The organism is Streptoverticillium reticulum (genome assembly GCF_047456005.1).
GTDB lineage: Bacteria > Actinomycetota > Actinomycetes > Streptomycetales > Streptomycetaceae > Streptomyces > Streptomyces reticulum.
Map to the genome: position 1 here is coordinate 4,262,474 of NZ_CP179755.1, position 23,395 is coordinate 4,285,868.

The window sequence follows — 23,395 nt, forward strand, 5'->3', positions numbered from 1 at the left end:
TTGACCCGATAGCTGGAGAAGGCAAAGGGCGGGTTGTGTTCCCGCGGAGGTTCCACGTGAAACACAACCCGCCCTCGGCGGTGTCGCAGCAGGGCTACGCCGCGCCCTCATCGTCGTCGTGTGCGAGCTTCTGCGCCAGCACCCGGCCCTCGCCCGGAGCCAGTGCGCTGAGGATCCGGTCCAGGTCGTCCATCGAGGCGAACTCGACGACGATCTTTCCCTTCTTCTGCCCGAGGTCGACCTTCACACGGGTCTCGAACCGGTCCGAGAGCCGCGAGGCCAGGTCGGTCAGTGCCGGAGAGACCCGCGCACCGGCCCGGGGACCCTTGGGCTTGGCCGAGGCGGGACGCGACCCCATCAGGGTCACGATCTCCTCCACGGCACGCACCGAGAGCCCCTCGGCCACGATGCGATGGGCGAGCCGGTCCTGCTCCGCCGAGTCGTCGACCGAGAGCAGGGCCCGGGCATGCCCGGCGGAGAGCACACCGGCAGCAACCCGGCGCTGCACGGCGGGGGAGAGCTTCAACAGCCGCAGCGTGTTGGAGACCTGGGGACGCGAACGCCCGATGCGGTCCGCCAGCTCGTCATGCGTGCACTTGAAGTCCTTGAGCAACTGGTCGTAGGCGGCAGCCTCCTCCAGCGGGTTCAGCTGGGCGCGGTGGAGGTTCTCCAGCAGGGCGTCCAGCAGAAGCTTCTCGTCGTCCGTGGCCCGGATGATGGCGGGAATCTTCTCCAGCCCGGCCTCACGGCAGGCCCGCCAGCGGCGCTCGCCCATGATGAGCTCATAGCGCTCCGGAGCCAACTGCCGGACCACGACGGGCTGGAGGAGCCCGACCTCACGGATCGAGGTGACGAGTTCGGCGAGGGCGTCCTCGTCGAACACCTCCCGCGGCTGACGCGGGTTGGGGGTGATGGAGTCCAGGGGCAGCTCGGCGAAGTGGGCGCCCGCAACCGCCTCCGCGGCCTCCGCGGGCTGCTCGGCTCCTGTTTCACGTGAAACGGAATCGAGCACAGCGGGCACCTCGCCGACCGGGAACGCGGTCACCTTGGCCGCAGCCGGCCCCCGCTCCGCCGTCAGCACCGGCACCGCCGTGGGAGACGTCGCACCGGAGCCCACGGCCGGTGCACTGTTCTCCGATCCCTTCGGCGCTGCCGGGATCAGCGCACCGAGCCCACGGCCCAGTCCTCTACGTCGCTCACTCACTGAAGCCCCTCCGACATACTGTGCTGCTCTTGCTGCTGCTGGTGGCCCACGGACTGCCCCATGGCCTGATGCCCAACGGTATGGGCCCCACCGCCCTCGTAATGCACGCCCACCCCCCGGAGCGCCATCTCCCGGGCCGCCTCCAAGTAGGAGAGCGCACCGCTGGAGCCCGGGTCGTACGTCAGCACCGTCTGCCCGTAGCTGGGCGCCTCCGAGATACGGACCGAGCGCGGGATGCTGGTCCGCAGCACCTCGTGCCCGAAGTGGCTGCGCACCTCTTCGGCCACCTGGGAGGCCAGCCGGGTCCGCCCGTCGTACATCGTCAACAGGATCGTCGACACATGGAGCTTGGGGTTGAGGTGACCCCGCACCAGCTCCACGTTGCGCAGCAGCTGCCCCAGGCCCTCCAGCGCGTAGTACTCGCACTGAATGGGGATCAGCACCTCCGCACCGGCGACCAGCGCATTGACCGTCAGCAGGCCCAGGGAGGGCGGGCAGTCGATCAGGATGTAGTCCAGCGGCTGTTCATACGCCTTGATGGCGCGGTCCAGTCGGCTCTCGCGGGCGACGAGCGAGACCAGCTCGATCTCGGCACCGGCCAGATCGATGGTGGCGGGGGCGCAGAACAGCCCCTCCACGTCCACGACGGGCTGGACGACCTCGGAGAGCTGCCTGTTGTCCACCAGCACGTCGTAGATCGACGGCACCTCGGCGTGGTGGTCGATGCCCAGCGCGGTGGAGGCGTTGCCCTGCGGATCGAGGTCGATGACCAGGACCCGGTTGCCGTGCAGCGCCAGCGAGGCCGCCAGGTTCACCGTGGTCGTGGTCTTGCCCACCCCGCCTTTCTGGTTGGCGACCACCATCACCCGGGTCTGCTCGGGCCGGGGCATCGGAGGCCGCGTTTCACGTGAAACGGCCTCGTCGGACGGCGGGGCACCAGGGGGAGCCATGGGCTCGGAGTCGGCGGGACGGGGGCCGGGGACCGGATCGGTCATCGGCCCCGCGATATTGGCGTCGGACCGCAAGGATTCACTCTCCTCGACATCAGGCTCGCGATGAACAGAGCCTGCCATGCTTTCGGGGTCGTGAACCAGCGAGGCCCGTTCTCCTGTGGATGAATCCACCCGGCCTGTGGATGAACTCACGCCCTCGGCCGGGCGACGGTCGCGCGGCATGGCAGCCGCGCGACCACGATTGATGATTCCGTGCAGCAAGGAGCGATGTTTCACGTGAAACACGATGCATACGACGCATCGCTACCTCATTGCGACACTCCGTAACGGGTAGTTTTGCCAGCTTGTATGGAGCAATCGCGCCAGGAGCTTCGGCAGCGGCAGAACGGCCCGGTGCCGCCCCGGCTCAGCGGCGCCGCCGGGCGCGGCCGGCCCGGGCCGCCTTGGCCCGCTTCGCCGCGAAGCGCACACCGCCGGGGCTCTCCCCGCACTCCACCCGCACCACGGTGGACAATGGGTCCACGACGCCCTCGCCGACCTGGAACACCGAGGTGCGCACGACACCGAGCTTGCTCAGCGCCGCCCGCGCGGCCGTGAGCTCCTCCTCCGCGGTGTCGCCCTTGAGGGCCAGCATCTCGCCGTACGGCCGCAGCAACGGCACGCCCCAGCCCGCCAGCCGGTCCAGCGGTGCCACGGCCCGGGCCGTCACCACGTGCACCGGCGGGACCTTGCCCATCATCTCCTCGGCCCGGCCGCGCACCACCGTGACGTGGTCCAGCCCCAGCAGCTCGACGACCTCCTGGAGGAACGTCGTGCGCCGCAGCAGCGGCTCCAGCAGGGTGATCTGCAGGTCGGGACGGACCAGGGCCAGCGGGATGCCCGGGAGCCCGGCGCCCGAGCCCACGTCGCACACCGAGACGCCTTCCGGCACGGCCTCGGAGAGCACCGCGCAGTTCAACAGGTGCCGCTCCCACAGCCGGGGAACCTCACGGGGGCCGATCAGTCCGCGCTGCACACCCGCATCCGCGAGCAGCTCCGCATAGCGGACGGCCTCCGGAAAGCGGTCACCGAACACTTCCCGCGCCACCGCGGGCGCCGGGGGGAGCTCCGCTGCCTCTTCCACGAGAACCGTCCTTCCGTACAACGTTGTTCTGGGACCCGGGCGACAAGAGACCCGGGGAGTTCTGAGTATCGGGGAAACCACGGCCCCGCCTGCGAGCAGACGGGGCCGTGGCTACCTGGAAGCGGTACGTGACGTCAGGCCGGGAGAACGACCACGCGGCGCTGGGGCTCCTCGCCCTCGGACTCGCTGCGCAGGCCCGCGGCGGCCACCGCATCGTGGACGACCTTGCGCTCGAACGGCGTCATCGGGTCGAGCCGGACGGCCTGCCCGGTGCTCTTGGCCTCGTCCGCGGCCTGGGCACCGATCTTGGCCAGCTCCTCGCGCTTGCGCGCCCGGAAGCCCGCGATGTCGAGCATCAGACGGCTGCGGTCACCGGTCTCCCGGTTCACCGCGAGCCGGGTCAGCTCCTGGAGCGCCTCCAGCACCTCGCCGTCCCGGCCCACCAGCTTCTGCAGGTCGCGGCTGGTGGAGTCGCTGATGATCGACACAGAGGCGCGGTCGGCCTCGACGTCCATGTCGATGTCGCCGTCGAGATCGGCGATGTCCAGCAGCCCCTCGAGGTAGTCGGCCGCGATCTCGCCCTCCTGCTCCAGGCGGGACAGGGTGTCGGTGCCCTCAGCGGCGGCCGCACTGGTCTGACGCTGTGTGTCCGTCACGGTGGACTCCTTCTTCACTTCTTGGACGGGTGCTTGGGCCGCTGCGGGCCGCCCTTGCGCTGCCCGGACTTGGCGTTACGGGACGAGCCGCCCGCCGGCTTCGGCTTGCCGCCCTCGTCCTGCTTCTGCTGCTCGACGTCCTGCTCCGCGGCGGAGGACTGGCCGGTCTGCCGCTGGGCCTTGGTCTGCCGCTTCGGCTGCTGACGGGCGGCACGGGCGGCCTCGGCGACCTTCTTCGCCTCGACCTGCGCCGGGTCCTCCTTGAGCTTGCCCTGGGCCCGCAGGCGCTCCTGGCGCTGCTGGAAGGCGAGGCTGCCCGGAGTGGGGTTGCGGCGGATGACGAACATCTGCTGGCCGAGCGTCCACACGTTGGTGGTGAGCCAGTAGACCAGGACACCGACGGGGAAGTTGATGCCGAAGACGGCGAACATGATGGGGAAGACGTACATCAGCATCTTCTGCTGCTGCATGAACGGCGTCTTCACCGTGAGGTCGACGTTCTTCGTCATCAGCTGGCGCTGCGTGTAGAACTGCGACAGCGACATCAGCACGATCATGATGACCGTGACGACACGGACGTCCGTCAGCGTGGCGCCGAGGCTCTCGATCTTGCTCGCGGAGTCCATGAACTTCGCGGACAGCGGGGCGCCGAAGATGTGCGCCTTGCGCGCGCTGTCCAGCAGCGACTGGTCGATGACGCCGACCGTCTTGCCCTGGGCGATGTGGTTCAGGACCTGGTACAGCGAGATGAAGAAGGGCGACTGGGCCAGGATCGGGAGACAGCTCGAGAGAGGGTTGGTGCCCGTCTCCTTGTAGAGCTTCATCATCTCTTCGGACTGGCGCTGCTTGTCGCTCTTGTAACGCTCCTGGATCGCCTTCATCTTCGGCTGGAGCGCCTGCATGTTCCGCGTGGCCTTGATCTGCTTCACGAAGAGCGGGATCAGGCAGATGCGGATCAGCACCACCAGCGAGACGATGGACAGACCCCACGCCGCGCCACTGTTCCTGTCGAAGACGAGGCTGTAGAACGAGTGGAACTGGACGATGATCCAGGAAACAGCGTAATAAAGGGGACCGAGGATCGTGTCCACGAATCAGGCTCCTTGGGCGTTGGGCTGAGTCTCGGGCTGTGCGACGGACCCCGCGGCGGGGTGCCCGCCCAGTCGGCTCCTCAGCCGCTGGTGCCAGACCGGACGCTTCCGGGGAGGGACGTGGTCGACGCCACCGAGCGACCACGGGTTGCAGCGCAGGATGCGCCAGGCCGTCAGCACCGTGCCTTTGACCGCACCATGCCGGTCAATGGCCGTATAACCGTAGTGCGAGCACGACGGGTAGTACTTGCAGACCGGCCCCAGCAGGGGGCTGATGGTCCACTGGTAAATCTTGATCAACCAGAGCAGCGGGTACTTCACTGTGCGCTCCCTCCCGGGTCGATACCGGGGTTCCGGGGGTCTCCCTCCGGGGGATTGCTTCGCGGCGCCCCTCCCAGCAGCCGCTGCAGCGCGGTATCGAGATCGCGGGCCAGCTGGGCGTGGTCCGCCTCGCCCGCGCCGGGCAGGGCTCGCACCACCACCAGGCTACCGGCGGGCAGCTGATCCAGCCGGTCGCGCACGAGATGGCGCAGCCGGCGCTTGACCAGGTTGCGGACGACGGCTCCGCCCACGGCCTTGCTCACGACGAAACCCGCACGCACCGGGGAGACTGTGCTCCCGGGTGTGTGCGGGTCCGTGTTACCGCTGCGAAGGTGGACGACGAGGAGCGGGCGGCCGGCCCTGCGTCCTCGGCGCACCGCGGTCGCGAAGTCCTCGCGCCGCCTCAGCCGAGACTCGGAAGGCAGCACGTCATGGACCTTGGCGTCAGGCTGCTCAGGCCGACAGGCGGGCGCGACCCTTGCCACGGCGGGACGCGAGAATCGCGCGGCCGGCACGGGTACGCATGCGCAGGCGGAAGCCGTGGGTCTTCGCGCGACGGCGGTTGTTCGGCTGGAAGGTGCGCTTGCTCACTCGGGGACTCCAGAAATGTGTGATGGCGGGACATCGCCTGGCTGTCACCGTGCGCCCACGAGGAACTCGCAATACGCCCAAGTGCACCGCTTCATGACCGCACCCTCGGGCGTGGTCGTTGCCCATCGGAGGCAGGCGGCAGCAGCCATCGACAACTCGACCTGGTCACGGTACGCGCGGTTACGCCATCCGGTCAAACCGGCAGCGCACCAGGGGTACACCGTAGCCTCCCGCAGGCCCGGTCCGTGCCGGGCACGCAGGGGAGCGGTGCGGAGCGGGGCATGGCACATTTGTGCACACCCTGTGGACAACGACTTGAACCGTGCACCGTGGCCTGACTACCGTGGCTGAACTCCGAATCCTTCCCGCCCGTCCCGAGAACCACACATTCGTGGGACTCCAGGGCGCCCCCGCTGACTGAGAGAGCGTGCCCTGTGGCTGACCTGCCCGCCGATCTTGCCGCAGTGTGGCCGCGCGTACTCGAGCAGCTCCTGGGCGGCGAGGGCCGTGGCCAAGGCGTGGAGACCAAGGACGAGCACTGGATCCGGCGCTGCCAGCCCCTGGCGCTGGTCGCCGACACCGCGCTGCTCGCCGTGCCCAACGAGTTCGCCAAGGGCGTCCTCGAGGGCCGGCTGGCCCCGATCGTCGGCGAGACCCTCAGCCGCGAGTGCGGCCGCCCGATCCGGATCGCGATCACCGTGGACGACTCCGCGGGCGCGCTCCCGGAGCCCCGGCCGCAGGAACACCGTCCCCAGGAGCACCGCCCCCAGGAGAGCCGGCAGCCGTACGACGGCCGCGAGGCGTACGAGCCCTACGAGGGCCAGGGCGGCGGCTACGGCAGCCGCCAGGCCCCGCCCGACGACCTGCCGACGGTCCGGCCCGCGTACCCCGACTACCAGCAGCCCCGGCCCGAGCCGGGCGCCTGGCCGCGGCACGGCGGCCCCGGTCCGGCCGTGCCCGAGCGGGGCGGCGACTACGGCTGGCAGCAGCCGCGTCTGGGCGGCTTCGCCGAGGGCGAACGCGACCCGTACGCCTCGCAGCACGGCGACGCCCCGTATCCGCAGCAGTACGAGCAGCAGCCGGACTACCGCTCCGCCGCGCCCGAGCGCCCGGCGTACGAGCCGCAGCGCCGCGAGCTGCCCGACGGCCCTCCCCGGCCCGCACCGGGCGGCGGGGACCGCGGCGAGCGGCCGTCGGCCGGCGGGACGCAGCCCGCGCCCGCCTCGGGCTCCGGTGAGCCGACGGCCCGGCTGAACCCCAAGTACCTCTTCGACACCTTCGTCATCGGCGCGTCCAACCGCTTCGCCCACGCGGCAGCGGTGGCCGTGGCCGAGGCGCCGGCCAAGGCCTACAACCCCCTGTTCATCTACGGGGAGTCGGGCCTCGGCAAGACCCATCTGCTGCACGCCATCGGGCACTACGCGCGCAACCTCTACCCGGGCACGCGGGTGCGCTACGTGAGCTCCGAGGAGTTCACCAACGAGTTCATCAACTCCATCCGCGACGGCAAGGCGGACGCGTTCCGCAAGCGCTACCGCGACATGGACATCCTGCTGGTCGACGACATCCAGTTCCTGGCGAGCAAGGAGTCGACTCAGGAGGAGTTCTTCCACACCTTCAACACCCTGCACAACGCGAACAAGCAGATCGTGCTGTCCTCGGACCGGCCGCCCAAGCAGCTGGTGACCCTGGAGGACCGGCTGCGCAACCGCTTCGAGTGGGGCCTGATCACGGACGTGCAGCCGCCCGAGCTGGAGACGCGGATCGCGATCCTGCGGAAGAAGGCCGTGCAGGAGCAGCTCAACGCCCCGCCGGAGGTCCTGGAGTTCATCGCCTCCCGCATCTCGCGCAACATCCGCGAGCTGGAGGGCGCGCTGATCCGGGTCACCGCGTTCGCCAGCCTCAACCGGCAGCCGGTGGACCTCGGGCTGACCGAGATCGTCCTCAAGGACCTGATCCCCGGCGGCGAGGACGCCTCGCCCGAGATCACCGCGCCGGCCATCATGGCGGCGACGGCCGACTACTTCGGGCACACCGTCGAGGACCTGTGCGGAGCCTCGCGCAGCCGCGTGCTGGTGACGGCCCGGCAGATCGCGATGTACCTGTGCCGTGAGCTCACGGACCTGTCGCTGCCGAAGATCGGTGCACAGTTCGGCGGCCGCGACCACACGACCGTGATGCACGCGGACCGCAAGATCCGTGCGCTGATGGCCGAGCGGCGCTCCATCTACAACCAGGTGACGGAGCTGACGAACCGCATCAAGAACGGCTGACGACCCGTTCGACGACCCGTTCTGAGAGCGCGGAAGGGCGCTCCGGGAGGCTTCCCGGAGCGCCCTTCGCCGTTCCCGGACAGGGCAACCAGGACCGGCCGGGGGTCCGGGGGTTGCCCCCGGGAAAACGCAGCCCGGAGCGCCCTTCGCCGTTTCCGGACGGGGCAACCAGGACCGGCCGGGGGTCCGGGGGTTGCCCCCGGGAAGACACAGCCCGGAGCGCCCTTCGCCGTTTCCGGCGGGCCCCTGGGCGCCCCGGCGGCGGTCCCGGACCGGCAGCGGTGTTCGAATACAAGCCCCGGACCGGCGGTTCTCCACAGATCAGGCCCCGAACGGCCGTCCACACCCTGGGGACCTGCGAAGTTATCCCGAACGTGTCCACAGACCGGGCTGTTGATATGCCATCAGGCGAGGTCACGGGGGTGTGGATTTGTGGCCGACGAGGTTCCACAGCCTGTGGACGGCGGGGCTGCCCACAGGCTCGCTCCGCGTTGTCCACCGGCAACCCACAGGAGAACCGGTCTTATACACAGCCTTTCCACACTCCTGTCCACTGTTCGGCAACGAAACGCCGAAGCTCACCGCACCGAGTGAAAGGCGTCACACCAAGTTGCCCGGTTGGGCTGTGGGGAACGTGGGTAAACCTGGGGACACGGCTGGGGAGAAGTGGCCCCCGCCTGTGCACCGGGTGTGCAGAACTTTCCGCAGTCCACAGCGGACCCGGTTTTTCCACTGCGTGCGCCCACAGGCCCGGTGGACAAAAAATCGGCCCTGACCTGGGCAAAGGAAGTTTTCCACGGTTTCCACAGGCCCTACTACTACGACCACAGAGTTAAGCCGGGAAACTCGCTTCGAAGTGGGTCCTGTGCACAACTTCGCCCCGGGCCGCGCCACGCCTCCCACCTCGACTTGACCGCCAGCCGCACCGACTGTCAGCAACGTGCGTCAGACTGGTCCCCGGCACTCAGCCGACGACGAAGCCAGCAGGGCGAGCCAGCAACAGCAGGAGGCGGTACCGGTGAAGATCCGGGTGGAGCGCGATGTACTCGCGGAGGCAGTGGCCTGGGCGGCCCGCAGCCTCCCGGCCCGTCCGCCGGTGCCGGTCCTCGCGGGCCTGCTGCTGAAGGCGGAGGAGGGCTCCCTGAGCCTCTCCGGCTTCGACTACGAGGTCTCGGCCCGCGTCTCGGTCGAGGCGGACGTGGAGGAGGACGGCACCGTCCTCGTCTCCGGCCGGCTCCTCGCCGACATCTGCCGGGCACTCCCCAACAGGCCTGTGGAGATCTCCACGGACGGCGTGCGCGTCACCGTCGTCTGCGGCTCCTCGCGATTCACACTCCACACCCTGCCTGTGGAGGAATACCCGGCGCTGCCGCAGATGCCGACCGCCACGGGCACCGTCCCGGCGGAGGTCTTCGCCTCGGCCGTCTCCCAGGTCGCCATCGCCGCCGGCCGTGACGACACGCTCCCCGTGCTCACCGGCGTCCGGATCGAGATCGAGGGCGACACCGTCACCCTGGCCTCCACCGACCGCTACCGCTTCGCGGTCCGCGAGTTCATGTGGAAGCCCGAGACCCCGGACATCTCCGCGGTCGCCCTGGTGCCCGCCAAGACCCTGCTGGACACCGCCAAGTCGCTCAGCAGCGGCGACACGGTGGCGCTGGCGCTGGCCGGCTCCGGAGCGGGCGAGGGCCTCATCGGCTTCGAGGGCGCCGGCCGCCGTACGACCACGCGCCTGCTCGAGGGCGACCTGCCGAAGTACCGCACGCTGTTCCCGACCGAGTTCAACTCCGTCGCCGTGATCGAGACCGCCCCGTTCGTCGAGGCCGTCAAGCGTGTGGCGCTCGTCGCCGAGCGGAACACCCCGGTGCGCCTGAGCTTCGAGCAGGGCGTGCTGATCCTGGAGGCCGGCTCCAGCGACGACGCACAGGCTGTGGAAAGGGTCGACGCCCAGCTCGACGGCGACGACATCTCGATCGCCTTCAACCCCGCCTTCCTGCTCGAGGGCCTCTCGGCCATCGACTCCCCGGTGGCCCAGCTGTCCTTCACCACCTCCACCAAGCCCGCGCTGCTCAGCGGCAAGCCGGCGCTCGACGCGGAGGCGGACGAGGCGTACAAGTACCTGATCATGCCGGTGCGCCTGTCCGGCTGAGGACGACGACCGAGGGGTGCGGGGCCGTTCACCATTGAGCGCCCGCACCCCACAGGTGTGCACCCGGCCCCGGGCGTAGGCTCGTAGAGCAGGTACGCATCGCAATCAAGGCAAGAGGATCACCCATGGAGCTCGGTCTCGTCGGTCTCGGCAAGATGGGCGGCAACATGCGCGAGCGCATCCGCCGCGCAGGCCACACCGTCATCGGATACGACCGCAACCCGGACCTGGCGGACGTCCACAGCCTCAAGGAGCTTGTGGATTCCCTGCAGGGTCCGCGCGTCGTGTGGGTCATGGTCCCGGCCGGCGCCGCCACCCAGTCCACCATCGACGAGCTCGCCGAGCTGCTCTCCCCCGGCGACGTCGTCGTCGACGGCGGAAACTCCCGCTGGACGGACGACGAGAAGCACGCCGAGGAGCTCGCGGCCAAGGGCATCGGCTTCGTCGACTGCGGCGTCTCGGGCGGTGTCTGGGGCCTGGAGAACGGTTACGCCCTGATGTACGGCGGCGACGCCGCGAACGTGGCGAAGGTCCAGCCGGTCTTCGACGCGCTCAAGCCCGAGGGCGACTTCGGCTCGGTCCACGCGGGCAAGGTCGGCGCGGGCCACTTCGCCAAGATGGTCCACAACGGCATCGAGTACGCGATGATGCAGGCCTACGCCGAGGGCTGGGAGCTGCTGGAGAAGGTCGACTCCGTCACCGACGTGCGCGAGGTCTTCCGCTCCTGGCAGGAGGGCACCGTCATCCGCTCCTGGCTGCTCGACCTGGCCGTCAACGCCCTCGACGAGGACGAGCACCTGGACGGCCTGCGCGGCTTCGCCGCCGACTCCGGCGAGGGCCGCTGGACGGTCGAGGCCGCCATCGACAACGCCGTGCCGCTTCCGGCGATCACGGCCTCCCTCTTCGCGCGGTTCGCCTCGCGCCAGGAGGACTCGCCGCAGATGAAGATGATCGCCGCGCTGCGCAACCAGTTCGGCGGCCACGCGGTCGAGACCAAGAAGTAACCAGAAGCAAGCAGCAACAGCCGGGGGAGGTCGGCTCGCCACTCATGCACGTTTCGCATCTGTCGCTGGCCGACTTCCGCTCGTACGCCCGGGCGGAAGTCCCGCTCGACCCTGGCGTCACGGCCTTCGTGGGCCCCAACGGCCAGGGCAAGACCAATCTCGTCGAGGCCGTCGGCTACCTGGCGACCCTCGGCAGCCACCGGGTCTCCTCCGACGCGCCCCTGGTGCGGATGGGGGCGGACCGCGCGGTCGTCCGCGCCGCGGTCGTCCAGGGCGAGCGGCAGCAGCTGATCGAGCTGGAGCTCAACCCCGGCAGGGCCAACCGGGCCCGTATCAACCGCTCTTCCCAGGTCAAGCCGCGCGACGTGCTCGGCATCGTGCGGACGGTCCTGTTCGCGCCCGAGGACCTGGCGCTGATCAAGGGCGACCCGGGCGAGCGCCGCCGCTTCCTCGACGAGCTGATCACGGCCCGTGCTCCGCGCATGGCGGGCGTGCGCTCCGACTACGAGCGCGTGCTCAAGCAGCGCAACACCCTGCTGAAGTCGGCCGCCATGGCCCGCCGCCACGGCGGCCGGCAGATGGATCTGTCCACGCTCGACATCTGGGACCAGCACCTGGCCCGTGCGGGCGCCGAGCTGCTGGCGCAGCGGCTCGACCTGATCACCACGCTGCGTCCGCTGGCCGACAAGGCGTACGAGCAGCTGGCCCCGGGCGGCGGCCCGGTCGCCTTCGACTACCGCGGCCCGGCCGCCATCGAGGACGCGCAGACGCGCGAGGAGCTGTACGAGGCGCTGCTGGCCGCGCTCGCCGAGGCCCGCAAGCAGGAGATCGAGCGCGGCGTGACGCTGGTCGGCCCGCACCGCGACGAACTGCTGCTCAGGCTCGGCCGGCTGCCCGCCAAGGGCTATGCGAGCCACGGCGAGTCCTGGTCGTACGCGCTGGCCTTGCGCCTGGCCTCGTACGAACTGCTGCGCTCAGAGGGCAACGAGCCGGTGCTGGTGCTGGACGACGTCTTCGCGGAGCTGGACGCCCGGCGGCGGGAGCGGCTGGCCGAACTGGTCGCGCCGGGCGAGCAGGTGCTGGTGACGGCCGCTGTGGACGACGACGTGCCGGACCTGCTCGTGGGTGCCCGGTACGCGGTCGCGGAAGGTGTGGTCGAGCGCGTATGAGCGAGAAGTCCGCCCCCAAGCCGCCGGAGCCGTCCGGTGTGGACCTGGCGCGGGTCGCGCTGCGCGCCGCGAAAGAGCAGGCGCGGGCGCGCGGCAACGCCGCGCAGCAGAAGAAGCAGGCGCGCCGCGGCGGCCTGCGCTCCGGGGCACGCGCCGACGGCCGCGACCCGCTGCCGCTGGGTGCCGCCATCAACCGGCTGATCACCGAGCGCGGCTGGGAGACGCCCGCGGCGGTGGGCGGGGTGATGGGCCGCTGGCCGCAGATCGTGGGTCCGGAGGTGGCCCTGCACTGCGAGCCGCAGAAGTACGACGAGGACGAGCGCGTGCTGACGGTGCAGTGCGACTCGACGGCGTGGGCGACGCAGCTGCGGCTGCTGGCCCCGCAGCTGGTGGCCCGGCTCAATGCGGACCTCGGCCAGGGCACCGTGAAAATGATCAAGGTGCTGGGGCCGGGCGGCCCCGCACGCCGGTACGGCTCGCTGCGGGCCCCCGGCAGCCGCGGTCCCGGCGACACCTACGGGTGATCCGGCGCGGCGGGTTGACCCGTGGTGCGCATGGTGCGGCACGCGACTGCGCGCACCGTAGCGGGTGGTTGACATCCGGAAGCGCTGAGTGCCGCTGTGAGCGTCTTGGAGCCCCGGTCGTCGTATAGGGAGTCGGCTGATGCCGGTTCAGGGCGGCACATGAGGACTCAGGCACCGCCAAACCCCCATTCATGTCGGCGCTACCGGTAGACTGGTAGCAATCCCGCCGGCTTGCGGGACTCGTCGACCAACGCAGAACGACGCAGCCGCTCCTGCCTGCCCCGGGCGGGGTCCCCCCGCCGCAGGCGGGGGAAGGCCTGTGCTGTGCCAGAAAGGGCGCTTCGTGGCCGATTCCGGCAACCCCAACGAGAACATCACCCCCTCTCCTTCCGAGGCCGCGTCATCCGGCGCGCCCGGCGGAGAGTCGTCGTACGACGCCAGCGCGATCACCGTTCTGGAGGGTCTGGACGCGGTCCGCAAGCGGCCCGGCATGTACATCGGCTCCACCGGTGAGCGTGGTCTGCATCACCTCGTGTACGAGGTCGTCGACAACTCCGTCGACGAGGCCCTGGCCGGGCATGCGGACACCATCGATGTGACGATCCTTCCGGACGGCGGTGTGCGCGTCGTCGACAATGGCCGTGGCATCCCGGTGGGCATCGTCCCCTCCGAGGGCAAGCCCGCCGTCGAGGTCGTCCTGACCGTGCTGCACGCGGGCGGCAAGTTCGGCGGCGGCGGCTACGCGGTCTCCGGCGGTCTGCACGGCGTCGGCGTCTCCGTCGTCAACGCGCTGTCGACGCGCGTCGCGGTCGAGGTGAGGACCGACGGCTTCCGGTGGACCCAGGACTACAAGCTCGGCGTCCCCACGGCCCCGCTGCAGAAGAACGAGGCGACGGAGGAGACCGGCACCTCGGTCACCTTCTGGGCCGACGGCGACATCTTCGAGACCACCGAGTACTCCTTCGAGACGCTCTCGCGGCGCTTCCAGGAGATGGCCTTCCTCAACAAGGGCCTGACCATCTCGCTGACGGACGAGCGTCCGGACCACGTGGACGAGGAGGGCAAGGCCCTCACCGTCCGGTACCACTACGAGGGCGGCATCTCCGACTTCGTCACGTACCTCAACTCCCGCAAGGGCGAGCTGGTCCACCCCACGGTGATCTCGTTCGAGGCCGAGGACAAGGAGCGGTTGCTCTCCCTCGAGGTCGCGATGCAGTGGAACACCCAGTACAGCGAGGGTGTCTACAGCTTCGCCAACACCATCCACACCCACGAGGGCGGCACCCACGAGGAGGGCTTCCGCGCGGCGCTGACGGGTCTGATCAACCGTTACGCCCGAGACAAGAAGCTGCTCCGCGAGAAGGACGACAACCTCACGGGTGACGACATCCGCGAGGGTCTGACGGCGATCATCTCCGTCAAGCTCGGCGAGCCGCAGTTCGAGGGCCAGACCAAGACCAAGCTGGGCAACACGGAGGCCAAGACCTTCGTGCAGAAGGTCGTCCACGAGCAGCTCACCGACTGGCTGGACCGCAACCCCAACGAGGCCGCGGACATCATCCGCAAGTCCATCCAGGCGGCCACCGCCCGGGTGGCGGCCCGCAAGGCGCGCGATCTGACCCGCCGCAAGGGCCTGCTGGAGACGGCGTCGCTGCCGGGCAAGCTGTCGGACTGCCAGTCGAACGACCCGACCAAGTGCGAGATCTTCATCGTCGAGGGTGACTCCGCCGGCGGCTCGGCCAAGTCCGGCCGCAACCCCGAGTACCAGGCGATCCTCCCGATCCGGGGCAAGATCCTCAACGTCGAGAAGGCGCGGATCGACAAGATCCTGCAGAACACCGAGATCCAGGCGCTGATCTCCGCGTTCGGCACTGGCGTGCACGAGGACTTCGACATCTCGAAGCTCCGCTATCACAAGATCATTCTGATGGCGGACGCCGACGTCGACGGCCAGCACATCAACACCCTGCTGCTGACCTTCCTGTTCCGCTTCATGCGGCCGCTGGTCGAGGCCGGGCACGTCTACCTCTCCCGTCCGCCGCTCTACAAGATCAAGTGGGGCAAGGACGACTTCGAGTACGCCTACTCCGACCGCGAGCGCGACGCCCTGATCCAGCTCGGCCGGGAGAACGGCAAGCGGATCAAGGACGACTCGGTCCAGCGCTTCAAGGGTCTCGGCGAGATGAACGCCGAGGAGCTGCGCGTCACCACCATGGACGTCGACCACCGCGTCCTCGGCCAGGTCACGCTGGACGACGCCGCCCAGGCGGACGACCTGTTCTCGGTGCTCATGGGCGAGGACGTCGAGGCACGGCGCTCGTTCATCCAGCGCAACGCCAAGGACGTCCGTTTCCTCGACATCTGAGTCGGCCGGACAACAGCAGCCGCTCGAAAGGACTTTGAACAGCAATGGCCGACGAGACCACCCCTGAGGCCCCTGTCACGCCCGACGGCACCACGCCGGAGGGCCAGCCCGCCACCATCGAGGGCGTGGGCATGCGCGTCGAGCCCGTCGGGCTCGAGACGGAGATGCAGCGCTCGTACCTCGACTACGCGATGAGCGTCATCGTCTCGCGTGCGCTCCCCGACGTGCGGGACGGCCTCAAGCCGGTGCACCGCCGCGTGCTCTACGCGATGTACGACGGCGGCTACCGGCCCGAGAAGGGCTTCTACAAGTGCGCCCGCGTCGTCGGTGACGTCATGGGTACGTACCACCCGCACGGTGACGCCTCCATCTACGACGCGCTCGTCCGCCTGGCCCAGCCCTGGGCGATGCGGATGCCGCTGGTCGACTCCAACGGCAACTTCGGTTCCCCGGGCAACGACCCGGCCGCCGCCATGCGGTACACCGAGTGCAAGATGGCGCCGCTGTCGATGGAGATGGTCCGGGACATCGACGAGGAGACCGTCGACTTCCAGGACAACTACGACGGCCGCAACCAGGAGCCGACGGTCCTGCCGTCGCGCATCCCCAACCTGTTGGTGAACGGTTCCGCCGGTATCGCCGTCGGCATGGCCACCAACATCCCGCCGCACAACCTGCGCGAGGTGGCCGAGGGCGCCCAGTGGTACCTGGCCAACCCGGAGGCCAGCCCCGAGGAATTGCTCGACGCGCTCGTCGAGCGCATCAAGGGCCCCGACTTCCCGACCGGCGCCCTCGTGGTGGGCCGCAAGGGCATCGAGGAGGCCTACCGCACCGGCCGCGGCTCGATCACCATGCGTGCCGTGGTCCAGGTCGAGGAGATCCAGAACCGCCAGTGCCTGGTGGTCACCGAACTCCCCTACCAGGTCAACCCGGACAACCTCGCGCAGAAGATCGCCGACCTGGTGAAGGACGGCCGGATCGGCGGCATCGCCGACGTCCGCGACGAGACCTCCTCGCGCACCGGCCAGCGCCTGGTGATCGTCCTCAAGCGGGACGCGGTCGCCAAGGTCGTCCTCAACAACCTGTACAAGCACACCGATCTGCAGACCAACTTCGGCGCGAACATGCTGGCGCTGGTCGACGGCGTGCCGCGCACCCTGTCGCTGGACGCCTTCATCCGCAACTGGGTCACGCACCAGGTCGAGGTCATCGTCCGGCGCACCCGCTTCCGGCTGCGCAAGGCCGAGGAGCGCGCCCACATCCTGCGCGGCCTGCTCAAGGCGCTCGACGCGATCGACGAGGTCATCGCCCTCATCCGGCGCAGCGACACCGTCGACGTCGCCCGCGAGGGCCTGATGGGCCTGCTGCAGATCGACGAGATCCAGGCCAACGCGATCCTGGAGATGCAGCTCCGCCGGCTGGCCGCCCTGGAGCACCGGAAGATCACCGCGGAGCACGACGAGCTCCAGGCGAAGATCAACGAGTACAACGCGATCCTCGCCTCGCCCGAGCGGCAGCGCGCGATCATCAGCGAGGAACTCACCGCGATCGTCGAGAAGTTCGGCGAGGACCGGCGCAGCCAGCTGGTGCCCTTCGAGGGCGACATGTCCATCGAGGACCTGATCGCCGAGGAGGACATCGTCGTCACGATCACCCGTGGCGGCTACGTCAAGCGCACCAAGACCGAGGACTACCGCTCGCAGAAGCGCGGCGGCAAGGGCGTGCGCGGCACGAAGCTGCGGGAAGACGACATCGTCGACCACTTCTTCGTCTCCACCACGCACCACTGGCTGCTGTTCTTCACCAACAAGGGCCGGGTCTACCGGGCCAAGGCCTACGAGCTCCCGGACGCCGGCCGTGACGCCCGCGGCCAGCACGTGGCCAACCTGCTGGCCTTCCAGCCGGACGAGAAGATCGCCCAGATCCTCGCCGTCCGCGACTACGAGGCCGCGCCGTACCTGGTGCTGGCCACCAAGTCCGGCCTGGTGAAGAAGACCGCGCTGAAGGACTACGACTCGCCGCGCTCCGGCGGCGTCATCGCCATCAACCTCCGCGAGACGGAGAGCGGTGCCGAGGACGAACTCATCGGCGCCGAGCTGGTGTCGGCCACGGACGACCTGCTGCTGATCAGCAAGAAGGCCCAGTCCATCCGGTTCACCGCAACGGACGAAGCGCTCCGGCCGATGGGCCGTGCCACGTCGGGTGTCAAGGGCATGAGCTTCCGCGAGGGTGACGAGCTGCTCTCGATGAACGTCGTGCGCCCCGGCACCTTCGTCTTCACGGCGACCGACGGCGGTTACGCGAAGCGGACGAACGTCGACGAGTACCGCGTCCAGGGCCGCGGCGGTCTGGGCATCAAGGCCGCCAAGATCGTGGAGGACCGCGGTTCGCTGGTCGGCGCCCTGGTGGTCGAGGAGCGCGACGAGATCCTGGCGATCACCCTCGGGGGCGGCGTGATCCGGACCCGGGTCGACGAAGTCCGTGAGACGGGCCGTGACACCATGGGCGTCCAACTGATCAACCTGGGCAAGCGCGATGCCGTCGTCGGCATCGCCCGTAACGCCGAGGCCGGTCGCGAGGCGGACGTGGTCGAGGAGTTGACCGACACGGACGAGGGCGACGGGGCTGCGGCTGCCGAGGGCGTGGAGCCCCCGGCCGAGGACACCGAGGAGTAAGCCGTGAGTCGAGCCACGGGCACCACCGCGACCGGCGGTGCCGGCGCCGAACGGAGCGGGTCCGCCCGCACCGTCACCGATACCGCAGGCGCCCGTGGCTCGGATTCCGACGGCGATGCCGGGGCAGTAATCCCCGGCGAGCGCTCCGGGTCGGACGGGAGCAGCGGCACCAGGTCCGCAGGCAGGGGGAGAACCGTGACGGAGACCCGAGGTCCCAAGCCCTACCACCCGCCGAAGGCGTACGAGCCTCCGGCGGACCGTTCCGGACCGGATTCCGCATCGGAGTCCGGTCCGGAGTCCGCTGCCGCGGACAAGGGGGCCCGCGGCGGCAAGGGGGCCGCCCAGGCCCCGAAGACGGCCAAGGCCACCAAGGCGGCGCAGGCCGCCCCGAAGAAGAGCGGGCAGGAGCCGGCCACCGCGGCGGTTCCCGCGCCCCGTACGGCCCCGCGTACGCGCAAGGCACGGCTGCGGGTGGCCAAGGCCGACCCGTGGTCGGTGATGAAGGTCAGCTTCCTGCTGTCGCTCGCCCTGGGCGTCTGCACCATCGTGGCCGCCGCCGTGCTGTGGACGGTCCTGGACGCCATGGGCGTGTTCTCCGCGGTCGGCGGGACCATCACCGACGCCACGTCGGGCGAGGGCGGCGGATTCGACCTGGAGTCGTTCCTGTCGCTGCCGCACGTGCTGCTCTTCACGTCCGTCATCGCGGTCATCGACGTGGTGCTGGCGACCGCCCTGGCGACGCTGGGGGCCTTCGTCTACAACCTCTCCGCCGGTTTCACGGGCGGCGTGGAGCTGACCCTGGCAGAGGACGAATAGCGGCTTCAGGGGCCCGGCCAGGCACGATTTTGGTACCGGGCCCCAAGTGCGCTAATCTTTCGTTGCAGCCAGCGAGGGGCTATAGCTCAGACGGTTAGAGCGCTTCCCTGATAAGGAAGAGGCCACAGGTTCAAGTCCTGTTAGCCCCACCGGCACGATCGGCCCGGACGGAATTCTCCGTCCGGGCCGATCGCTTTTGGGGAGTTGGCGCCGGGGGCGAGGTGACGGACGACCGGATCAGGTCACCGATCGGTATCGGCCGGTGTGTATCATCGGCGACCAGAGGTCCCCTTCACGTCAAGGAAAGACGAGGTCGCGCGGTGAAGAAGCTGCTCCTGGTCGCACTGGCCGCCATCGGCGGGCTCCTCGTGTACCGGCAGATCCAGGCGGATCGCGCCGAGCAGGATCTGTGGACGGAGGCGACCGACTCCGTGCCCGCAGGTTCGGGTGTGTGAGCCGCAACACGTACTGAAGCAGGGCCCCGGCCGTTCTCGGCCGGGGCCCTGTTTTTTTGCTTCCGCAAATAAAATGATTGCGATCGTGAAGGGTTGTGAAGGGGGCCGGACGGCCCGCGGTCAGCTCGCCCAGAGCGCCCAGACGCCGACGGCCAGGCACAGCAGCGCCACGACCAGCACCGGCACGGCCACCTTCGCCGGCGGTCCCGGGCGCCCCGGAAGGGCTTCCGGCACCTCGTAGGGCCGGGTGGGCGGGTAGGCGGGCCGGGGCGGGGCGAGGACGAAGTCGGCCGGTTCCGCCGGAGGTTCCGCTTCCGCCTCCGGTTCCGCGCGTGGTTCCGACCGTCGTTCCGACCGCGGCTCGGGACCGTCCGGGCCGAATCCCGGAGGCAGCGGGCCGAGCTGGTCGAAGACCTCGATCCGCTCCCCGGCGCACGGCTCGTCCTCCGGCTCACCCAGCAGCTCGACGGCGGCCGCCAGGGCCTTGCGCGCCCCCATGGCCGTACGGAAGCGGATGGCGGGGTCGGGCTGCAGCAGATGCGCCACGACGTCCCACAGCGGCCCGGGGACCTCTTCCGGCGCGTTCGGCACGCCATGTTTCTCGAATCGCTCCACGAGCGCCTCGGCATCGGGTTTGCGGCCCGTGAGCAGATAGAGCGCGACCAGTCCCACGGCGAAGAGATCGGCGGGGAAGTCCGGTTCCTCGCCCAGCATTTGCTCGGGCGCGAAGTAACCGGGGGTCCCCATCACCAAGTTGGCGTCCGTCAGCCGCGGCTCGCCCTTGCGCATGGCGACGCCGAAATCGGAGAGCCGCAAATGCGGGCGGCCCGTTCCGGTGGCCTCCAGGAGGAGATTGGCGGGCTTGATGTCCCGGTGCACCACGTCCTCCGCGTGCACCGCGGCCAGCCCGGACAGCAGCTGGTCGAGCAGGACGCACACGAACCGCGGCGGCAAGGGGCCGTAGTCGCCGATGAGATGGGCCAGCGAGCCCCCGCCCACCACGTCCATGGTGAACAGCACCTTGTCGTCGTCCGCGGCCCAGCTCATCGGGGCCAGGACGTGGGGATGGTCGATGCGCAGCGCCTGCTCGCGGACGAACCTCAGCAGCGTGTGGGCATCGCTCTGCTGCAGCACCTTGGCGGCCACGTAGCGCCGCCGGCGCCGGTCCCAGGCGCGCCAGACCTCCCCCGCCCCGCCGCGCCCGATCGGGTCCACCAGCTCGTAGCGCCCGGCGAAGACCTCACCCATCGGTCGCGGCGCGGTCAGCTCTGGTGCGCCTCGTAGTGGGCGACCGCCTCGGCGGTCCGCCCGGCGCCGTACACCCGCAGGAATTCGGCCAGTTCGGGGTGGGCGGGGGCGAGGGTGTCGGCGGCGGCGATGATGTCCCCCGCGCCCGCCACCGAGCGCAGCAGCGACTGGATCTCGCGGACCACGCGGCGCACGGTCGGCGCACCGCTGCTGGCCGTCGTCTGCGTGGAGTTGAGCACCGAACCCCCCGAGCTCCGCTTGACCTCCTCCATCCGCTCGGCGGCCTCGGCGGCGCTCACGCTGCCGTCGGCGACCTGGCTGGAGAGCTCCTGCAGCGCCTGCACCCGCTGCACCACCGCGGGATTGCCGATCTTCGCCCGCTGACCGCTCATCAACTGCGAGAGCATGGGCGCCGAAAGGCCCAGGACGGAGGCGAGACGCGCCTGGTTGAGGCCGAGGTCGTCGATGAGACGGCGGAACAGTGCCCCCAGAGGCTCCCCGTACCAGCTCCGCTGCAGCTCTCGTGCGCGGGCGGTGGCTTCCTGCTGTGCTGCGTCCATCTCGCTCTCCCCTTCGCTTCGCTGCCGCGAATCTTGCGGTGCATCCTACGGAGAGTGGTGGGTCCCGGCGATACCCGGTCGGGAAACACCCCGGGCACCAGGTAGTCTGTTCCCGGACGGGGCCTTAGCTCAGTTGGTAGAGCGCTGTCTTTGCATGGCAGATGTCAGGGGTTCGACTCCCCTAGGCTCCACTGTCAAGAACTCCCCTGACCTGCGGAAACGCAGGTCAGGGGAGTTCTTTTGCATGGTCGGATGCTCAGTCGAGCCCTTCCACGACCCGCACGTCCCGCTCCGCACCGCCGTCCAGCACGGCGACGGCCCGCTGGTAGGCCTCGCTCTCGTAGGCCGCGACCGCGGCGTCGTAGCTGGGGTACTCGACGAGGACCGTGCGCTCGGCCAGCCCCGACTCGAACGCGGTCACCCGGCCGCCCCGGGCCAGTATGCGGCCGCCGGCCGCCTCCAGCGCGGGCTTGGCCAGCTTTCCGTACGCGGCGAGCTTCTCCGGGTCGCGCACCGACCGGTACGTGCCGACCAGGTATCCCTTGGCCATGTTGATCACTCCTCACTCTCTCTGCCGCCCGGGAGCTTCCGCCCGGGCCCGACATCTCCTGCTGCGGTACGTCTCCTGCGCGGTCAGGAAAGGGGTGGCAGTCCCCGGGCCCGCTCCCGCAGCAGCTGCTTCTGCACCTTGCCGGTGGTGTTCTTCGGCAGTTCCTCGAAGAACACCGTCTTCGGCGCCTTGAAGTGGGCGAGCCGGCCGCGCACGTGCTCGATGATGTCCTGCGCGGTGGCGCTGGCCCCCGCGTGCAGGTGCACGTATGCCGCCGGCGTCTCTCCCCACCGCTCGTCCGGGATCGCGATCACGGCGGCCTCCCGCACGGCCGGGTGGTCCATGATGACCTGTTCGACCTCGATGGAGGCGATGTTCTCGCCGCCTGAAATGATCACGTCCTTGCTGCGGTCCCGGAGTTCGATGTAGCCGTCGGGGTGCCTGACGCCGACGTCTCCGGTGCGCAGCCAACCGTCCGGCGCTGCCTCGGCGGTGGCCTGCGGATCCTTGAAGTAGCCGAGCATCACGGTGTTGCCGCGCACCGCGACCTCGCCGGTGGTGACGCCGTCGGCCGGGACGTCCCGGCCTCCGGGCCCGATCACCCGGGGAGTGACCGCGGCGCGGGTGCCGACACCCTGCCGGGCGGCCAGCCGGGCCCGCATCGGTGCGTCCAGGCCGTCCCATTCCGGACGCCAGTCGCACAGCATGGCCGGGCCGTAGGTCTCGGTCAGCCCGTAGAGGTGTGTGACCTGGAAGCCCAGCTCGCCCATGCGCCGCAGCAGCGCCGGTGCCGGCGGCGCCCCGCCGGTCGTCACCCGGACCGTGTGGCCGGTCAGGCCGTCGCCGGCCTCGTCGGCGTACGCCAGCATGGACAGCACGGTGGGGGCCGCGCTGAGGTGCGTCACCCGCTCCTCCCGGATCAGCCGCCACACGTTCGCCGGTTCCACTCTGGGCAGGCACACGTGTGTTGCCGCGGCGGCCGTCACCGCCCACGGGAAGCACCAGCCGTTGCAGTGGAACATCGGCAGCGTCCAGAGGTGCACCGACGAGGGGGACATCCCGGTGTGACCGACCACTGCCAGCGCCTGGAGCGCCGCACCGCGGTGGTGGTACATCACCCCTTTCGGCCGGCCGGTCGTTCCCGAGGTGTAGTTGATGGACAGCAGCGCACATTCGTCGGCCGGGGTGTGCGCGGCGGGTTCGGCCGAAGCGATCAGTTCCTCGTACGCGTCGTCGGCCCGGATGCACCGTGGAGGACGCCGCAGCCGGCGCAGCACGTCCGCGACCAGTTCGTCGAACACCGGGTCGTGGATCAGTACGGCGGCCTCGGAGTGCTCCAGGATGTACGCCACTTCCTCGGCGGCGAGCCGGGTGTTCACGGCGACCAGTGCCGCGCCGGCCCAGGGCACCGCGAAGTGGGCTTCCAGCGACACATGGGTGTTCGGCGCCAGCACGGCGACCGGCCGCCCGCCGGCGAGCGGGGCGAGGCCGCCCGCCAGTTTCCGGCACCGCTCGTGCAGCTGCGCGTACGTCCACCGCCGCTCGCCGTCGATCACGGCGATCCGCTCGCCGTGCGCAGCGGCGGCCCGGTCCAGGTAGGCGGTCGGGGTCAGCGGTTCGAACCAGAGACCGTCTCGGGATACAGCCATCGATATCGTCCTTCTCGGT

The 23,395-nt window shown here is 69.8% G+C and carries 20 protein-coding genes, 2 tRNA genes and 1 pseudogene; 11 read left to right on the top strand and 12 right to left on the bottom strand.

Annotation, left to right across the window (positions count from 1 at the left end):
- Positions 1 to 94 precede the first annotated feature (94 nt).
- From ACMATS_RS19325 to rpmH, 8 genes and pseudogenes are all read right to left on the bottom strand, one after another.
- Complete coding sequence (locus ACMATS_RS19325) at positions 95 to 1,204, bottom strand: ParB/RepB/Spo0J family partition protein (protein ID WP_390777266.1); 1,110 nt, start codon at positions 1,202 to 1,204, stop codon at positions 95 to 97.
- A complete protein-coding gene (locus ACMATS_RS19330) occupies positions 1,201 to 2,277 on the bottom strand; it encodes a ParA family protein (protein ID WP_390777267.1) in 1,077 nt (358 codons plus the stop codon). Before ACMATS_RS19330 ends, ACMATS_RS19325 begins: the two co-directional genes overlap by 4 nt.
- A 286-nt stretch (positions 2,278 to 2,563) precedes the next feature.
- Entirely contained in the window at positions 2,564 to 3,280 is a 717-nt protein-coding gene (gene rsmG / locus ACMATS_RS19335) for a 16S rRNA (guanine(527)-N(7))-methyltransferase RsmG (protein ID WP_390777268.1), read from the bottom strand.
- A gap of 134 nt (positions 3,281 to 3,414) precedes the next feature.
- Positions 3,415 to 3,936 (bottom strand): protein jag, encoded by a 522-nt coding sequence (locus tag ACMATS_RS19340; RefSeq protein WP_390777269.1) that lies wholly within the window; start codon positions 3,934 to 3,936, stop codon positions 3,415 to 3,417.
- Positions 3,937 to 3,950: 14 nt separating this feature from the next.
- Positions 3,951 to 5,027, bottom strand: a complete 1,077-nt coding sequence (yidC, locus tag ACMATS_RS19345; RefSeq protein ID WP_390777270.1) for a membrane protein insertase YidC — start codon at positions 5,025 to 5,027, stop codon at positions 3,951 to 3,953.
- A gap of 3 nt (positions 5,028 to 5,030) precedes the next feature.
- A complete protein-coding gene (gene yidD / locus ACMATS_RS19350) occupies positions 5,031 to 5,348 on the bottom strand; it encodes a membrane protein insertion efficiency factor YidD (protein ID WP_390777271.1) in 318 nt (105 codons plus the stop codon).
- Positions 5,349 to 5,407: 59 nt separating this feature from the next.
- Positions 5,408 to 5,776: pseudogene (gene rnpA, locus ACMATS_RS19355) on the bottom strand (ribonuclease P protein component); the annotation flags it as partial.
- Between the two features lie 25 nt (positions 5,777 to 5,801).
- On the bottom strand, positions 5,802 to 5,939 hold the full coding sequence (gene rpmH / locus ACMATS_RS19360) for a 50S ribosomal protein L34 (protein ID WP_003949374.1): 138 nt from the start codon (positions 5,937 to 5,939) through the stop codon (positions 5,802 to 5,804).
- 434 nt (positions 5,940 to 6,373) lie between these two features.
- Between rpmH and dnaA the strand changes: the two genes are divergently transcribed.
- The 10 genes from dnaA to ACMATS_RS19410 all read left to right on the top strand — a co-directional run bounded on the left by dnaA (position 6,374) and on the right by ACMATS_RS19410 (position 19,369).
- The gene (gene dnaA / locus ACMATS_RS19365; protein ID WP_390777272.1) at positions 6,374 to 8,212 is read left to right on the top strand and encodes a chromosomal replication initiator protein DnaA; all 1,839 of its coding nucleotides are present in this window, start codon (positions 6,374 to 6,376) and stop codon (positions 8,210 to 8,212) included.
- Positions 8,213 to 9,230: 1,018 nt separating this feature from the next.
- Positions 9,231 to 10,361, top strand: a complete 1,131-nt coding sequence (gene dnaN / locus ACMATS_RS19370; RefSeq protein WP_336410780.1) for a DNA polymerase III subunit beta — start codon at positions 9,231 to 9,233, stop codon at positions 10,359 to 10,361.
- Between the two features lie 125 nt (positions 10,362 to 10,486).
- Positions 10,487 to 11,365 (top strand): phosphogluconate dehydrogenase (NAD(+)-dependent, decarboxylating), encoded by an 879-nt coding sequence (gnd, locus tag ACMATS_RS19375; RefSeq protein ID WP_390777273.1) that lies wholly within the window; start codon positions 10,487 to 10,489, stop codon positions 11,363 to 11,365.
- A 44-nt stretch (positions 11,366 to 11,409) separates the two neighbouring features.
- Entirely contained in the window at positions 11,410 to 12,534 is a 1,125-nt protein-coding gene (gene recF, locus ACMATS_RS19380; RefSeq protein WP_414168580.1) for a DNA replication/repair protein RecF, read from the top strand.
- Positions 12,531 to 13,058 carry a DUF721 domain-containing protein gene (locus ACMATS_RS19385; protein WP_390777275.1) on the top strand — a complete coding sequence of 176 codons (528 nt, stop codon included), beginning with the start codon at positions 12,531 to 12,533 and terminating at the stop codon, positions 13,056 to 13,058. Before recF ends, ACMATS_RS19385 begins: the two co-directional genes overlap by 4 nt.
- A gap of 319 nt (positions 13,059 to 13,377) precedes the next feature.
- Entirely contained in the window at positions 13,378 to 15,423 is a 2,046-nt protein-coding gene (gyrB, locus tag ACMATS_RS19390; RefSeq protein ID WP_390777276.1) for a DNA topoisomerase (ATP-hydrolyzing) subunit B, read from the top strand.
- Between the two features lie 44 nt (positions 15,424 to 15,467).
- Positions 15,468 to 18,098, top strand: a complete 2,631-nt coding sequence (gyrA, locus tag ACMATS_RS19395; protein ID WP_414168581.1) for a DNA gyrase subunit A — start codon at positions 15,468 to 15,470, stop codon at positions 18,096 to 18,098.
- Between the two features lie 129 nt (positions 18,099 to 18,227).
- Positions 18,228 to 18,914 carry a DUF3566 domain-containing protein gene (locus tag ACMATS_RS19400; protein ID WP_414170748.1) on the top strand — a complete coding sequence of 229 codons (687 nt, stop codon included), beginning with the start codon at positions 18,228 to 18,230 and terminating at the stop codon, positions 18,912 to 18,914.
- Positions 18,915 to 18,989: 75 nt separating this feature from the next.
- Positions 18,990 to 19,063: transfer RNA gene (locus ACMATS_RS19405), tRNA-Ile, on the top strand.
- Between the two features lie 171 nt (positions 19,064 to 19,234).
- Complete coding sequence (locus ACMATS_RS19410; RefSeq protein WP_003958712.1) at positions 19,235 to 19,369, top strand: DLW-39 family protein; 135 nt, start codon at positions 19,235 to 19,237, stop codon at positions 19,367 to 19,369.
- Between the two features lie 120 nt (positions 19,370 to 19,489).
- On the opposite strand, the gene ACMATS_RS19415 is transcribed toward ACMATS_RS19410, so the two are convergent.
- Positions 19,490 to 20,617, bottom strand: a complete 1,128-nt coding sequence (locus ACMATS_RS19415) for a serine/threonine-protein kinase (protein ID WP_414168582.1) — start codon at positions 20,615 to 20,617, stop codon at positions 19,490 to 19,492.
- Between the two features lie 14 nt (positions 20,618 to 20,631).
- Positions 20,632 to 21,177 (bottom strand): helix-turn-helix domain-containing protein, encoded by a 546-nt coding sequence (locus tag ACMATS_RS19420; RefSeq protein WP_171078587.1) that lies wholly within the window; start codon positions 21,175 to 21,177, stop codon positions 20,632 to 20,634.
- Positions 21,178 to 21,295: 118 nt separating this feature from the next.
- Here ACMATS_RS19420 and ACMATS_RS19425 point away from each other — a divergent pair.
- A tRNA-Ala gene (locus ACMATS_RS19425) sits at positions 21,296 to 21,368 on the top strand.
- Positions 21,369 to 21,433: 65 nt separating this feature from the next.
- Here the strand turns inward: ACMATS_RS19425 and ACMATS_RS19430 are convergent.
- Positions 21,434 to 21,727: a DUF1330 domain-containing protein gene (locus ACMATS_RS19430; RefSeq protein WP_390777281.1), complete on the bottom strand. Its 294-nt coding sequence runs from the start codon at positions 21,725 to 21,727 to the stop codon at positions 21,434 to 21,436.
- Between the two features lie 83 nt (positions 21,728 to 21,810).
- A complete protein-coding gene (locus tag ACMATS_RS19435) occupies positions 21,811 to 23,376 on the bottom strand; it encodes an AMP-binding protein (protein ID WP_390777282.1) in 1,566 nt (521 codons plus the stop codon).
- Positions 23,377 to 23,395 lie beyond the last annotated feature (19 nt).